Source organism: Pseudoalteromonas sp. T1lg48 (assembly GCF_002964785.1).
In the GTDB taxonomy this organism is placed as follows: Bacteria; Pseudomonadota; Gammaproteobacteria; order Enterobacterales; family Alteromonadaceae; genus Pseudoalteromonas.
Genome location: NZ_PQCC01000022.1, coordinates 123,164 through 136,945 on the forward strand (window position 1 = coordinate 123,164; position 13,782 = coordinate 136,945).

Here is a 13,782-nt window from a genome sequence, read left to right on the forward strand (position 1 = left end):
TTATTTCATTTGTAAAAGTTTAATAACCATCGCCGCCCAGGCGACAATAAAACACAGGCCACCCAAGGGAGTAATGGGGCCGAACCACTTAATACCGGTGAGGGCCAAAGCGTATAGACTGCCACTAAATAATAGGATGCCGGCGAGCATAAAGTAGCCGCTGATATTAAAATGCATACCGAGTTTACCCAGCACACCTATTAAAATGAGCCCAAGCGCATGATACATCTGGTATTCAACCCCGGTTTGAAACACCCCAATGGCGTATTCCGAGAGTCGATTTTTTAGGCCATGAGCGGCAAAGGCGCCGAGTATAACACCGAGCCCGGCGAAAATCGCGCCCAGCACCAAAAATAACTGACTCATAGCTGCTCCTTAATAAAGTTTACGGCAATCTGTGCCGCCTGCTGCCAATTCCCCTGCTGTGTATAACCGCTTTTTTTACGCGGTACCAGGGAGTGATCGCCATCCGCCAGCCAATGAATGTGTGCCGGACGGGTGTCAGCAAGCTGGCTCAACTCATCTTGCTTGCCAAAGGTGTCCCGCTCCCCCTGAATCACACAAAATGGCACCTTAATATCACCAAAATGCGCAACCCTGAGCTTGTCTTTTTTACCCGGTGGATGAAATGGATAACCAAAGGCTATCACCCCCCGTATCTGGGTATTCAATTCTTCAGGTTGCGCCACCAGCATGCTGGCCATACGCCCGCCCATGGACTTGCCGCCAATAAAAATTGGCAGCGCCTCTTGTTGTTGTTTTAACTGCTTGTTAAAGCTGGCCAGCAGCTTATCGGCCCGATCCGGCGGACGACGCTTGCTCTCTGCCTTGGCTTTTTGCATATAGGGGAAATCAAACAAGCCCACCGTAATGCCTTGTGCCGCCATTAAGCGCGCCATCTCTTGCATAAACTCACTGTCCATGCCAGCGCCGGCGCCATGGGCGAAAATAAATTGTGCAATCGGCTGCTGTGCATTAAACCACTGCATTTATAATTGCTCCTGCTCTTTTTCTACCAAACCTAACATCCATTCTTTAAAGGACACAATTTTGCCCAGCTCGGATTGCGACTCTCGAAATACCAGGTAATAAGCGTTTTTACTCTCCAAGCTGTGATTAAAGGGCACGATCAGACGCCCGGCATCAATTTCCGGTTTCGCCAACACCAGGTTCCCCAATGCCACCCCCTGACCATGAGCGGCGGCCTGCATGGCCATGGACGAGTGGGAGAATATTGGCCCTTGGTTCACCTGCACATTACGCACCCCGGCGGTTTTCATCCACACCTTCCAGGGACGTCGGGTGGTGTCGTGCAACAGGGTATGATTTTGCAAATCCTGCGGCTCATTCAGGGGCTTGGGCCCGGTCAGCAGCATGGGGCTGCACAGCGGCACCAGGTACTCGGTATGCAACTTATGGGTCTCCACCCCACTCCAATGGCCTCGGCCATAGTAAATCGCGACATCGACATCGTCTTGCAGGGAATTATCATCCTGATCCTGTGCCTTAATTCGCACATCAATATCCGGATGCTGCTCGTTAAACAGGCTTAAGCGTGGGACCAACCATTGAATGGCAAAACTCGGTGTCAGGCTTACGGTCAAAGAGCCCTTGGCACCGCGAGCCAGAAGTCTTTCGGTGGCATCGTCCAGCTGCGAGAAGATCTCTTTAATATCTAGAAAATAACCCTGGCCTTCCTCGGTCAGCAGCAAAGAACGGTTCTTACGTAAAAATAATTTTAAGCCAAGATGCTCTTCTAAGGTTTTGATCTGATGACTCACTGCGGCTTGGGTAACATAAAGTTCTTCCGCGGCCTTGGTAAAGCTTAGGTGCCTTGCCGCGGCTTCAAAAGCCTTGAGAGAATTGAGAGGAGGAAGTCGCCGAGCCATTATTGATACATTAGTTTTTTTAATTTGAAACGATTATATACAAAGCCCTTCAAGATGCCAATTTAGCGCACAATACCCGGCATGTTACTAAAATGAAAATTAATACTAGATTATAGTCTTGGTTCCTCGTAATCTGATTCAATGAAGTTGTTCTTAGTAGTCTTATTCGTACTTAGCCCGGTCTCCTTTGCCAAACAAAGCATTACCTGGCTGTTGTTAGACGCCCCCCCTTTTAGCATGCCGGATGACAGCCCGGTGGCTGGGGTATGCGATCTGGTGGTCGATGAAGTGATCAAGCGCACGCCGCAGTTCGAGCATCGCCGTCAACGTTTGCCCCAGGCCCGTATTCGCCAAGCCTTACAAGACGGCAAGGCTGTATGCCATCCCTGCATGATCAAGCGCGCCAACAGCGCCCTGGTGCGTTATTCGCTGCCAACGCAAATCTATCCGCCGCTGAGGGTTATCACCACCACAGAGCAACAATGGGCGTTAACACGCGCCCACGGCAACCCCATCAGCCTGCATTCACTGTTTGCCGATCCGGCATTACGCTATGGGCAAAGTGTGGCTCGTAAGTACAGCGATGCCATAGAACAACTAAAAGAGAATATTCAAACCCGGCAGGCCATCACGCTGAATTACCGCGGCCAAGATCAAGCTGCGGCACTCGGCGACATGTTGCTTAATAAGCGCATCGATTATGGCATCGATTACCCCTTTGTCGCTGACTACTACAATGACATCAGCGCCGCCAAGGTGCTGGCAACCACCAGTATCGGTGGCGTGATGGACGAGCTGGTAAACGGTGCCATTGGCTGTGCCCAAAAGGCCGATAACGACTTTGCCAAAGAAGTATTAAGGGTGATCAACCCCATCTTAAGCGAGGAGATTTTGCCAAGCCTTGACTATCGCCAGCACCAGCAACGCTGGCTTGGCCACTACTTCGAGAACTTCAACGCCAGTTACGAGCAACATGTTCTGACAAAAAAGCCAGCAACAATGGCTGGCTCAAAAGCAATAAGGTAAACGCCTAATTACAGGTCACTGGCGCTGGTATCAAGTGGCGCAAAGCTTTTCACTAAATCATCAATGGCCTTCATTTGCGTTAAATAGCCTTCTAACTTAGCCAGCGGCAAGGCACAAGGACCGTCACATTTGGCCTCATTCGGATTCGGATGCGCTTCAATAAATAAGCCAGCAATACCCAGTGCCATTCCACTGCGAGCCAGCTCTGCGGCCTGTGCACGACGACCATCGGCACTGTCGCTGCGTCCGCCTGGGCGCTGCAGGGCGTGAGTCGCGTCAAAAATAACCGGTGCCATGGCCTTCATATCGTCCATACCCAGCATATCAACCACCAAGTTATTGTAACCAAAGCTGGTGCCACGCTCACAAAGAGCTACCTGCTCATTGCCGGCCTCGGCAAACTTGTTAATGATATGACGCATTTCGTGCGGCGCTAAAAACTGCGGCTTTTTCACGTTGATCACATTACCGGTTTTGGCCATAGCCATAACCAGATCGGTTTGTCGCGCCAAGAAGGCCGGCAATTGAATGACGTCCACCACCTCGGCCACGGGCGCGGCCTGATAGGGTTCATGCACGTCGGTGATCAAGGGTACATTAAAGGTGTTTTTGATTTCCTCAAAGATTTTCAACCCTTCTTCCATGCCCGGACCGCGGTAGGAATTGATCGACGAACGATTGGCCTTATCGAAAGAAGCTTTAAACACATAAGGAATATTTAATTTGTTGGTCACTTCCACATAGTGCTCGGCGATGCGCATGGCAAGGTCGCGAGATTCCAACACATTCATCCCACCGAACAGTACAAAGGGTTTGTCGTTGGCCAGTTCAATGGCACCAATATTAATTTGTTTAATGGTCATTTTAAATTCCTTAAGGGGCGACCGACTGCATGATCAAGCCGCAAATATAAGCCATATACGTACCTACGCCGTAACCCAATACCGCCAACAGCACACCCACAGGTGCTAACGACGGGTGAAACGCCGAAGCCACCACCGGCGCCGAGGCCGCTCCGCCGACATTGGCCTGCGAGCCCACTGCCATATAAAACAGCGGCGCCTTAATGGCCTTGGCAACGATCAACATCAAGGCCGCGTGAGTCAACATCCAAATGGCGCCAAGGACAAAGAACCAAGGTGTATCTAAGATGGCCATAACGTTCATATGCAAGCCGATGGAGGCCACCAGAATATACAGGAAGCTCGAGGCCACTTTTGATGCGCCAAAAGCTTCAATATGGCGCACTCGGGTAAATGACAGACTAATACCTATGGTGGTTGAAATAACGATTAACCAGAAGAAGGTACTGTTCAAGCTGTACTCTTGCGCCCAGGCAAACTGATCGAAATAAGGCGCCAGAATATCGCCACAGAAATGGGCAAAGCCGGTAATACCAAAGGCAATAGCGATGATGGTCATATAGTCGTTCAGGGTCGGCAGGCGTGCATGCTCGGCATGGTAAGCCTCGACGCGCTGCTTAAGATCTTCAATCGCTGTGGTATCGGCACCGGTTTTGGCATCAATGGCCTTATGGTTACCGGCCATCAGTAGCAGCACCGCCATCCAGATGTTGGCAACGATAACATCCACGGTCACCATGGCGGAGAAGATATCTCCACCGACTTCAAACATTTCTTTCATCGAAGCCTGGTTGGCACCGCCGCCTATCCAGCTCCCGGCAATGGTGGTCATGCCGCGCCACACCGCATCCGGGCCATGACCGCCGACCACCTCTGGGTTAATCGCACTCATAACCAAGATAGCCAAGGGGCCACCGATAACGATGCCTATGGTACCGGTTAAGAACATGATCAATGCCTTAGGGCCGAGGTTGATAATAGCCTTTAAATCGATACTGATGGTCAGCAAGATCAAACAGGCTGGCAGTAAATAGCGCGACGCCACGTGATACACGCTCTTTGCACTTTTTTCGTCAACCACGCCAAAGGTGTTGAGTAAAGATGGCAGGAAGTAGCACAGCAGCAAGGCCGGCACATATTTATAAAACTTTATCCACATGCGGTTTTGACTGTGGGCAGTTTTAAAAATGACCCCGAGAATAATGGCAAGCAGTCCCATCACCACGGCGGGGTTGCTGATCATAGCCTCAGCAGGTTGATCCATAATGATTCCTTACTAATGTAGTGTGTTGTTATTGTTGTCGAGCTCATCAATTTGATGGCGCACTATCTCAATGCCGGGGTCGTCCGGACACTCTTCGACAAAGAAACGAAGATCTTCTTTGGCCAGCTCCGGACGGTTAATTTGATTCAGCAAATAGCCGCGGTCGCGACGCTCGTAAGGATCATCTCCCATCAGCTCCAACAACAGCTCGGCACAGGCGAAGGCGCTGCCAAAACGCTCGGCGGCAATAAAAGCCCATTTTTGATGGGCCAGATACAACTTATAAATTTCTTCGTCGATAAGCAGCTCGGGGCTTTGCTCCGGCTCGGCGTTCTCCGGCTGCAGATGCCACATTTGCTGGCCCGAGGCCGGCTCAATCAGGTAATGTTCCTGATCACTAAAATGCACCTGCACCATCACGCTTTGATCAACCAAGACCAGATCCGCACTAAATCCGGCGTCTTCAAGGATACCGTGCAAAATAATGCCCAGCGCCAGGCTGTTTCCGGTGCGATAAAGCAGGGTAAAATACACACTGTTAAGGCGATATTCTGGCACCTTCTGTTGGGTGCCGCTAAAGCCCCACTCGCTGTAAAAACTATCGACCACGGCGTTCAGCGCCTGGTGTTTATCATCTTCATGGCGCGCCACTATCTCTTGCGCTTGCTGCTCTAGTTGCTGCAATTGCGTATAGGCTTGCTCGGCCTGAGCCTGGGCCTGCCAGCGTGATTCGGCGGCAATGCAACGGTTTAAGGCGCTAACACTGTAGCTGTGCTCTAAATCAAATTGGTCATCGAACCAAACATCAGACATAGATAGGGGTATCTCACAGGCAATAAAATGGCCACTAGTTTACCTAGGATCGCCCTAAGATACCAATTTCACTGCACTAGCTTCGCCTGGGGCGCTAAAAAAACGCCGACTTGCTGCCCGCCAGATAGCCAATTGCCAATAACACCGCGGTGTTAACTCCTAACCATAGCAGCTTTTGTTGTTTGCTCTGCGCTTTAAGTAGCTTAAAGCCAATAACAATATAGGCCACGACCAGAATGATTTTTTGCCATAACCAGGGCACGGTAAGCGGGTTGAGACTGGCCACAATCAGCAGCGCCACTGCACTTAATAGCAACAGGGTGTCGACTACATGACTGGTGATAAACACCCCTTTATTAGCGGCAATTTTACCGCTGCCGAGGCGTGAAAAAGCGCGGGTGTAAAAAAGCACTACGCTGAGTACCACAAATAACACATGCGTGTGTTTAATAGCGATATAATCCATGTTCTTCCTTAGGCCTTATGCCTTTGTTGTTATTCTATCTTTATTCTACGCACACCCAGGCACCAATTCGGCCAGGGTAATACGATCATTATCACCTAAATCGCGCCGCGTGCGGGCATCTATGTAGCCATGTTCGGTGAACAATTGACGCACCGCGGCACCTTGCTCGTAACCGTGCTCAAACATCAACACACCCGGGCGCGCTAAAAACGCCTTCGCATGAATGATTATATGCGCTATGTCAGCCAATCCCTGCCGCGCGGCAACCAAGGCGCTAAGCGGCTCAAAGCGCACATCACCCTGCTGCAAATGGGGATCCGCCGCATCGATATAAGGCGGATTGCTAACGATTAAATCATATGTAGCATCATTAAGGGCACTAAACCAGTCGCTGTGCATCACTTGAACATTGTTAAGCCCCAGATTTTGCTTGTTTTTCAGGGCTAATGCCACGGCATCCCGGCTGGCATCGACGGCATCGATATGCCAGTTTGGGCGCTCCGACGCCAGCGCCAGGGCAATGGCCCCGGTGCCTGTGCCCAGATCAAGCACCCTGGCGTTTTCTGGCAAGGGCAATGCCAGGGCCTGTTCCACCAGGGTTTCTGTGTCGGGGCGAGGGATCAAAGTACTGTTGTTCACCATGATGGGCAACGACCAAAACTCCCGAATTCCGGTGAGGTGGGCAACGGGGTGACCCGCACAGCGTTTTTCCAACAGCTGCATAAAGTCATCATATTGTTGCTCACTGAGCTGGCGGTCACCCCAGGCAAACAGATAACTGCGGGGCTGTTGCAAGACGTGCAACATCAGCACCTGAGCGTCAAGTTTAGGCGAGTCGCTCAGGGCTTGAAGGCGCTGTGTGGCCGTCGACAAGGCATCATCAATGGATGGCAATGCCAACTTAGTCGTCTCCCATCGCCGCTAATAGGTCGGCCTGATGCTCAAGCAATAACGGGTCAATTACCGAGCCCAGCTCACCGGCGATGATTTCGTTAAGGCGATATAGGGTCAGGTTAATGCGGTGGTCGGTGATACGACCCTGCGGGTAGTTATAGGTACGAATACGCTCAGAGCGGTCACCACTACCTACCAGGTTGCGGCGCTGACTGGCTTCTTCGGCCTGACGCTTTTCGGTTTCCGCCTGCTCCAATCGGGCTGCAAGTACAGACATGGCTTTGGCACGGTTTTTATGCTGTGAACGCTCGTCCTGACACTCGACAACCACGCCTGTTGGCAAGTGGGTAATACGAATAGCCGAGTCGGTTTTGTTAACGTGCTGACCACCGGCACCGGATGCTCGGAAGGTATCTACCTTGATATCCGCCGGGTTGATTTCGATGGCTTCGGCCTCTGGAATCTCAGGCATCACGGCAACGGTACAGGCAGAGGTATGCACTCGGCCTTGAGATTCGGTTTCCGGTACGCGTTGCACACGGTGGGCACCGGATTCAAACTTAAGCTTACCGTATACGCCATCACCCTTGATGTTAGCAATCACTTCCTTGTAGCCACCGTGCTCACCTTCATTGGCACTCACCACTTCTACCTGCCATTTTGCGACTCGGCGTAGCGGCTGTACATGCGGAACAGATCACCGGCAAAAATTGCCGCTTCATCACCACCGGTACCGGCACGTACTTCAAGGAAAACATTGTTGTTATCCTTTGGATCCTTCGGCAGCATCAACACCTGAAGATCGTCCTCAAGAGACTCGATTTGGCCCTTGGCTTCTTTATACTCTTCCTGCGCCATTTCGCGCATATCCGGGTCTGAGTCTTTGAGCATTTCTTCTGCGGTCGCAACATCTTCCTGCGCTTGTTGGTATGCGGTGAAGGTTTTGGCCACTTCTTCGAGCTCCGAATACTCTTTAGATAAAGCGCGGAAACGATCCTGATTGCCGATTACTTCGGGATCACTGAGCAACGCCTGCACTTCTTCATAGCGTTCCACTAAGGATTCTAACTTACGGTATACGGACTCTTTCATCTGTTTGTTATTCCTGGTTAATTCCTAACATCTTCTTCATTTGTGCCAACTGCCCCAGCTCGCCTTTTTCGGCGGCGTCTTTAATCGCCTTAGTGGGGGCGTGCATCAAACGATTAGTCAATTTGTTGGCCAGCTCAACCATTACCTTATCCGGCTCTTTACCACTGGCAAGCTGGCTTAAAGCCCGCTCTAATAATTGTTCTTTGGTTTGTGTTACCTCGTTGCGGTAATCGCGAATTATGTCCACCGAATCAAGGGATTTAAGCCAACTGGCAAATTCATCCACCTTGGTGGCGATAATCCCCTGAGCTTGCTCTGCCGCCTGCTCCCGCGTCGCCATGTTTTCATTCACTATGGCCTGTAGGTCATCCACCGAATATAAGTAGGCATTGTCGAGCTCCGCCACCTGGCTTTCGATATCCCGCGGCACGGCGATATCGATAAACAGCATAGGCTTGTTTTTACGGGTTCGCAGTGCTTGTTCAACCACCCCCTTGCCGATAATGGGCAAGGTACTGGCGGTGGAGCTAATAACTATATCGGCATTTGCCAGTTGCTCGGGCAATTGCGCCAGAGAAATCACGCCGGCGGCAAACTCATCGGCTAGGTTGCGAGCGCGGTCAAGGGTACGGTTTGCCACCGTCATCGATTTGGGTGAATGCTGATGAATATGACGCGCCACAAGCTCGATGGTTTCGCCTGCACCTATTAATAAAACGCTGGTGTTATTGAGTTGACCGTAAATATGCTTGGCCAGATTCACCGCCGCGTAGGCAACGGAAACCGCACTGGCGCCAATATTAGTCTCGGTACGCACCTGCTTCGCCACCGAAAAGGTGCGCTGGAATAAACGCTCGAACAGCACGCCAACGCCACCGTTTTTCTTAGCGCTGGCATACGCCTGTTTAATTTGTCCGAGAATTTGCGGTTCGCCTAATACTAAGGAGTCGAGGCCGCAGGCCACCTTCATCAGATGATGAATAGCCTCATTATGGTCGTAACTGTAAACATTCTCGGCCAGCTCTTCGATATCGAGGCGATGGAACTCGGCCAGCCACTGCAAAACTTGCTCGGGCGTCCCGCTTTCTAACGAACAATAGATCTCTGTGCGGTTACAGGTCGAAACAATCACGGACTCAGCAAATTCATCCTGCATGGTGAGTTGCTGTAGTGCACGATCTAACTGCTCCGCCGAAAAGGCGACTTTCTCTCGTAAATCAACGGAGGCCGTTTTGTGATTAATACCCAGTGCGACTATGGTCATGGTGACAACTATTGCTTAACAACCAATTTGATTAAATACTTACTCATTGATAAATTAGCGCACACAAAGGCCTTTACCGGCAAATAGATTTTTACGATGACGGTAAACGCTTTCTTCGACGCTAAATGCAAATCGCTTGCAATTAATATTGGTCAAAACCTGCTACAAGCGAATAATTTTACGAAAATCAAGCGAATAAGAAAAGGCAGGAAAGACATTTGATTAACTTTCGATTGATTTTGCTGGTGTTTTTTTTGTTTATCACCGGCTGTGCTCAACAAATACCAAAATCTACCACTCCTGAAGACAACTGGCGTCGGCAACTTGCGACCATTACCCATTTCAGCGCAGAAGGGAAAATGGCCTTTATTTCGCCACAAAAACGCCAATCGGCCAATTTCGTGTGGCAACAACAAGATAACGATTATGAGTTCGACCTCAACACCTTTATCGGCACCAATGTCCTGCGCCTGCAAAAGCAAGGTGAGCAAGTACACCTGGAAGTCGACGATGAGCATTATCAGGATCGCGATGCGCAACAGCTGGTCTACCGCCTTAGCGGCTGGCTGCTACCTCTGAGCGAACCTCATACCTGGCTGTTGGGGCAACTCGAAAACGACGCCGAGGTGGATGAGCTCGAGCGCGTGCGCAGCGCCAACTGGCTAAGCCCGGATCAACGTCGCTGGCAAATTCGCTATGAGCACTACGAACCCATAAACGGCGTCTGGCTGCCCACCCGCATCACTTTGGTCCATGATTCACTACGGGTAAAACTTTTAATTAACCAATGGCAAGTGCAATGAATTCGCAAACCCTGAGCGTTATTGCCCCGGCAAAGCTCAACCTTTTTTTACATATTACCGGACGCCGCGATGATGGCTACCATGAACTGGAAACCCTGTTTACCTTTCTCGATCACGGCGACACCCTGCACTTTCATAAGCGCCAGGACCAAGAAATAGTCATCGCTCCCCTGCCCGGCGTTGCTAATGCCGATAATCTTATCTATCGCGCCGCGCGCATGCTGCAGCAGCGCTACGAAAAAATAGGCTCAGCCACCTTTGGCGTCGACATCAGCATAGACAAAATTCTGCCCATGGGTGGCGGGGTCGGCGGCGGCTCGTCCGATGCGGCCACCACCTTACTAACTTTAAATAAAATCTGGGGCCAGCGTCTGAGTCTGACACAACTGGCCGATCTCGGAGTCACTCTGGGCGCCGATGTGCCGGTGTTTATCCATGGCCACAGTGCCTTGGCCCGCGGCATAGGTGAGCAGTTACAAACCGTGGAGCTACCTGAACGCTGGTATTTAGTGGTTCACCCACAAGTGCATATTAGTACCGCCGCGGTTTTTACTCACCCGGACTTAACACGCGACAGTGAGAAACTTCCCGAGCAGTGGCAACAGGCCGAACTGCGTAACGACTGTGAGCCGCTGGTCAAAAAGCTGTACGGCGAGGTTGAAAAAACACTGCTCTGGTTGCTAAAATACGCCCCGTCGAGAATGACTGGCACTGGGGCATGTTGCTTTGCCGAGTTCGAAAATGAACAAGCTGCACGTGATGCTCTAGAAAAGCTGCCTGAAAAATGGCATGGCTTTGTTGCCAAAAACCTAAACAAGTCGCCCACACATTTGGCACTTGGTTTAGTGAAGTAAAGTGTTTAAGTTAGCCTGTAACCAGGCATTATCCTGCACCCTTGCAAACCCGTGTTTGCCACCGCAGTCGATATGCTCAATTTACAAGTTAGTCCCAAATTTCAGTGCCCGAGGACCCCTACCGTGCCAGACATGAAGCTCTTTGCTGGTAATGCAACGCCTGAACTTGCTCAAAAAGTTGCAAAACGTTTATATATCGAACTAGGCGATGCCGAGGTTGGTCGTTTTAGCGACGGTGAAATCAGTGTGTCTATTAATGAGAACGTCCGTGGATCGGACGTTTTTATTATCCAGTCAACCTGTGCGCCAACTAACGACAACTTGATGGAATTGATCGTTATGGTTGATGCGTTACGCCGTGCTTCGGCAGGTCGCATCACCGCCGTCATTCCTTATTTCGGCTATGCTCGCCAAGACCGTCGCGTGCGCTCGGCCCGTGTACCAATCACGGCCAAGGTTGTTGCCGACTTCCTATCAAGCGTAGGTGTTGACCGCGTACTAACCGTAGACCTGCACGCAGAGCAGATTCAAGGTTTCTTCGATGTGCCGGTAGATAACGTATTCGGTAGCCCGGTACTAATCGAAGACATGAAACAGCGTGACTTCGACGACGTAGTCGTAGTCTCTCCTGATATCGGTGGTGTAGTGCGTGCCCGTGCGATTGCTAAGTTACTAGACGATAAAGACTTGGCGATCATCGACAAGCGTCGTCCACAAGCCAACGTATCGCAGGTTATGCACATCATCGGTGATGTTAAAGGTCGCGACTGTATCATCGTTGACGATATGATCGACACCGGCGGCACACTATGTAAAGCAGCTGAAGCACTAAAAGAACATGGTGCCAAGCGCGTGTTTGCATACGCTACTCACCCGGTACTTTCTGGTAAAGCAGCTGAAAACCTGCGCAACTCAGTGATCGATGAAGTGATTGTAACCGATTCAATCCCTCTGTCTGACGAGCTAAAAGCGCTAGACAATATCAAGGTATTGACCCTTGCCGATATGATGGCGGAAACCATTCGCCGTATCAGCAATGAAGAGTCAATCTCGGCGATGTTCGAGCACTAAGCACGAACATTTCCTACCAGAGTTGGGAGTATTTCTCCCAGCCTGTTGAAAAAACACCGCAATCTTTCAGGGTATTGCCCAGGAAACGCGGTGTTTTTTTATATCCCTTGTTTATTTTATAAAGGTGCGGTGGTACTATAGCGCGCCTTTTTTGATTGGTGGTTAGTTAAACGGCCGTCAATCGGCTGAGACTTTTGGTCGCGAAGGTCTTAAAACTTTAAACTAAAATTTTTTGGAGACATCCATGTCTAACATTTCTTACACATTTGATGCAGAAGTACGTGCTGAGCTAGGTACTGGTGCGAGCCGCCGCCTACGTCGTGCAGATAAAGTTCCTGCAATCCTTTACGGCGCGGACAAAGAAGCTGTGTCACTAACGCTTGACCACAACAAAATCATTCAAGCGCAAGCACACGAAGGTTTCTACACTCACATCCTTACGCTAAACATCGGCGGTGAGTCAGTTGAAGCGATCCTTAAAGACGTACAACGTCACCCGTTCAAGCCTAAGATCACTCACTTAGACTTCCAACGTGTAGACGCTAACTCTAAGATCCACACTAATGTTCCTGTACACTTCATCAACGAAGAAGCAGTAACGAAGAAAGGTGCAACTGTTGTTCACCAACTAACTGAGATCGAAATCACGTGTCTTCCTAAAGCACTTCCTGAATTCATCGAAGTAGACGTAGCGAAACTAACTGTAGGTGATTCACTACACCTATCTGACATCGCTCTTCCTTCAGGTGTAACTTCTGTTGAGCTAGCTAAAGGCGCCGACCACGACCAAGCGGTTGTGACTGTTGTTGCTCCTAAAGGTGCTGCTGCTGAAGATTCAGAAGAAGCTGCTGAAAGCGACGCAGAATAAGATTTAAGGTGTTAGCACCTTGAATACTATTCAAATGCTAGTGGGCCTGGCTAATCCAGGCCCCGAATACAAACAAACTCGCCATAATGCAGGGGCATGGTTCATCGAAGAACTGGCCGCCCGTTACAACTGCATCCTCAAGCCTGATAGCAAACACCACGGTTTAACCGGTAAGGTGATCATTGCCGGCACAGAATTTAAATTATTGATCCCCACCACCTATATGAATCTAAGTGGCAAAGCCGTTTCAAGCTTGGCTAACTTTTATAAGATTCCGGTCGAGAGTATTCTTGTTGCTCACGACGAGATGGACTTAGAGCCGGGCACGGCCAAATTGAAAAAAGGTGGCGGTCATGGTGGTCACAACGGCCTGAAAGACATCATTGCCAAGATGGCCAATAATAAAGAGTTCATGCGCTTACGCATTGGCATTGGCCATCCCGGGCACAGAGATAAAGTAACCGGTTGGGTGTTAGGAAAAGCCCCGACGGCCGATCAAGAAAAAATTGATGCGGCAGTCGATGAAGCGGTGCGTTGTATGGAAATTTTGGCGAAAGATGGCGTGCTTAAGGCACAAAACAGACTCCATTCATTTAAGCCTTAGGCTTAAAGATT

The 13,782-nt window shown here is 50.3% G+C and carries 15 protein-coding genes and 1 pseudogene; 6 read left to right on the plus strand and 10 right to left on the minus strand.

All coding sequences use genetic code 11. The annotated features are described in order from the left end of the window. The 3 genes from C2M29_RS14165 to C2M29_RS14175 are packed head-to-tail and all read right to left on the minus strand — an operon-like array spanning window position 1 to window position 1,889. Window positions 1-366, minus strand: a complete 366-nt coding sequence (locus C2M29_RS14165) for a DUF423 domain-containing protein (RefSeq protein ID WP_105190410.1) — start codon at window positions 364-366, stop codon at window positions 1-3. Continuing rightward, window positions 363-989: an alpha/beta family hydrolase gene (locus C2M29_RS14170; protein ID WP_105190411.1), complete on the minus strand. Its 627-nt coding sequence runs from the start codon at window positions 987-989 to the stop codon at window positions 363-365. The genes C2M29_RS14165 and C2M29_RS14170 overlap by 4 nt, the downstream gene beginning before the upstream one ends. Continuing rightward, window positions 990-1,889 carry a transcriptional regulator GcvA gene (locus C2M29_RS14175; RefSeq protein WP_105190412.1) on the minus strand — a complete coding sequence of 300 codons (900 nt, stop codon included), beginning with the start codon at window positions 1,887-1,889 and terminating at the stop codon, window positions 990-992. Window positions 1,890-2,030: 141 nt separating this feature from the next. On the opposite strand from C2M29_RS14175, the gene C2M29_RS14180 reads away from it, so the two are divergent. Then, window positions 2,031-2,915, plus strand: a complete 885-nt coding sequence (locus C2M29_RS14180; protein ID WP_105190413.1) for a hypothetical protein — start codon at window positions 2,031-2,033, stop codon at window positions 2,913-2,915. An 8-nt stretch (window positions 2,916-2,923) separates the two neighbouring features. On the opposite strand, the gene kdsA is transcribed toward C2M29_RS14180, so the two are convergent. The 7 genes and pseudogenes from kdsA to hemA all read right to left on the minus strand — a co-directional run bounded on the left by kdsA (window position 2,924) and on the right by hemA (window position 9,571). Next, window positions 2,924-3,778, minus strand: coding sequence for a 3-deoxy-8-phosphooctulonate synthase (gene kdsA, locus C2M29_RS14185; RefSeq protein ID WP_105190414.1), 855 nt, complete (start codon window positions 3,776-3,778; stop codon window positions 2,924-2,926). Between the two features lie 10 nt (window positions 3,779-3,788). Further along, window positions 3,789-5,042, minus strand: a complete 1,254-nt coding sequence (locus C2M29_RS14190) for a DUF819 family protein (RefSeq protein WP_105190415.1) — start codon at window positions 5,040-5,042, stop codon at window positions 3,789-3,791. Window positions 5,043-5,054: 12 nt separating this feature from the next. Continuing rightward, window positions 5,055-5,855, minus strand: coding sequence for a tetratricopeptide repeat protein (locus tag C2M29_RS14195; protein ID WP_105190416.1), 801 nt, complete (start codon window positions 5,853-5,855; stop codon window positions 5,055-5,057). 94 nt (window positions 5,856-5,949) lie between these two features. Next, the gene (locus tag C2M29_RS14200) at window positions 5,950-6,321 is read right to left on the minus strand and encodes a SirB2 family protein (protein WP_105190417.1); all 372 of its coding nucleotides are present in this window, start codon (window positions 6,319-6,321) and stop codon (window positions 5,950-5,952) included. A gap of 45 nt (window positions 6,322-6,366) precedes the next feature. Next, window positions 6,367-7,221, minus strand: a complete 855-nt coding sequence (gene prmC, locus C2M29_RS14205; protein WP_105190418.1) for a peptide chain release factor N(5)-glutamine methyltransferase — start codon at window positions 7,219-7,221, stop codon at window positions 6,367-6,369. 1 nt (window position 7,222) lies between these two features. After that, window positions 7,223-8,307: pseudogene (gene prfA, locus C2M29_RS14210) on the minus strand (peptide chain release factor 1). Between the two features lie 7 nt (window positions 8,308-8,314). Next, window positions 8,315-9,571: a glutamyl-tRNA reductase gene (gene hemA, locus C2M29_RS14215; RefSeq protein ID WP_105190419.1), complete on the minus strand. Its 1,257-nt coding sequence runs from the start codon at window positions 9,569-9,571 to the stop codon at window positions 8,315-8,317. A 218-nt stretch (window positions 9,572-9,789) separates the two neighbouring features. On the opposite strand from hemA, the gene lolB reads away from it, so the two are divergent. From lolB to pth, 5 genes are all read left to right on the plus strand, one after another. Beyond that, complete coding sequence (gene lolB, locus C2M29_RS14220) at window positions 9,790-10,374, plus strand: lipoprotein insertase outer membrane protein LolB (RefSeq protein WP_105190420.1); 585 nt, start codon at window positions 9,790-9,792, stop codon at window positions 10,372-10,374. Beyond that, window positions 10,371-11,228: a 4-(cytidine 5'-diphospho)-2-C-methyl-D-erythritol kinase gene (gene ispE, locus C2M29_RS14225; protein WP_105190421.1), complete on the plus strand. Its 858-nt coding sequence runs from the start codon at window positions 10,371-10,373 to the stop codon at window positions 11,226-11,228. The genes lolB and ispE overlap by 4 nt, the downstream gene beginning before the upstream one ends. A 123-nt stretch (window positions 11,229-11,351) precedes the next feature. Further along, the gene (locus C2M29_RS14230) at window positions 11,352-12,299 is read left to right on the plus strand and encodes a ribose-phosphate pyrophosphokinase (protein WP_105190422.1); all 948 of its coding nucleotides are present in this window, start codon (window positions 11,352-11,354) and stop codon (window positions 12,297-12,299) included. A 244-nt stretch (window positions 12,300-12,543) separates the two neighbouring features. Next, window positions 12,544-13,167: a 50S ribosomal protein L25/general stress protein Ctc gene (locus tag C2M29_RS14235; RefSeq protein WP_105190423.1), complete on the plus strand. Its 624-nt coding sequence runs from the start codon at window positions 12,544-12,546 to the stop codon at window positions 13,165-13,167. A 19-nt stretch (window positions 13,168-13,186) separates the two neighbouring features. Continuing rightward, window positions 13,187-13,771 carry an aminoacyl-tRNA hydrolase gene (gene pth / locus C2M29_RS14240; protein ID WP_105190424.1) on the plus strand — a complete coding sequence of 195 codons (585 nt, stop codon included), beginning with the start codon at window positions 13,187-13,189 and terminating at the stop codon, window positions 13,769-13,771. Window positions 13,772-13,782 lie beyond the last annotated feature (11 nt).

Excerpts from the sequence above, each read along its gene's own strand:
- C2M29_RS14165 (WP_105190410.1), bottom strand. The coding sequence starts at position 366 with ATGAGTCAGTTATTTTTGGTGCTGGGCGCGATTTTCGCCGGGCTCGGT.
- C2M29_RS14170 (WP_105190411.1), bottom strand. The coding sequence starts at position 989 with ATGCAGTGGTTTAATGCACAGCAGCCGATTGCACAATTTATTTTCGCC.
- C2M29_RS14175 (WP_105190412.1), bottom strand. The coding sequence starts at position 1,889 with ATGGCTCGGCGACTTCCTCCTCTCAATTCTCTCAAGGCTTTTGAAGCC.
- C2M29_RS14180 (WP_105190413.1), top strand. The coding sequence starts at position 2,031 with ATGAAGTTGTTCTTAGTAGTCTTATTCGTACTTAGCCCGGTCTCCTTT.
- kdsA (WP_105190414.1), bottom strand. The coding sequence starts at position 3,778 with ATGACCATTAAACAAATTAATATTGGTGCCATTGAACTGGCCAACGAC.
- C2M29_RS14190 (WP_105190415.1), bottom strand. The coding sequence starts at position 5,042 with ATGGATCAACCTGCTGAGGCTATGATCAGCAACCCCGCCGTGGTGATG.
- C2M29_RS14195 (WP_105190416.1), bottom strand. The coding sequence starts at position 5,855 with ATGTCTGATGTTTGGTTCGATGACCAATTTGATTTAGAGCACAGCTAC.
- C2M29_RS14200 (WP_105190417.1), bottom strand. The coding sequence starts at position 6,321 with ATGGATTATATCGCTATTAAACACACGCATGTGTTATTTGTGGTACTC.
- hemA (WP_105190419.1), bottom strand. The coding sequence starts at position 9,571 with ATGACCATAGTCGCACTGGGTATTAATCACAAAACGGCCTCCGTTGAT.
- ispE (WP_105190421.1), top strand. The coding sequence starts at position 10,371 with ATGAATTCGCAAACCCTGAGCGTTATTGCCCCGGCAAAGCTCAACCTT.
- C2M29_RS14235 (WP_105190423.1), top strand. The coding sequence starts at position 12,544 with ATGTCTAACATTTCTTACACATTTGATGCAGAAGTACGTGCTGAGCTA.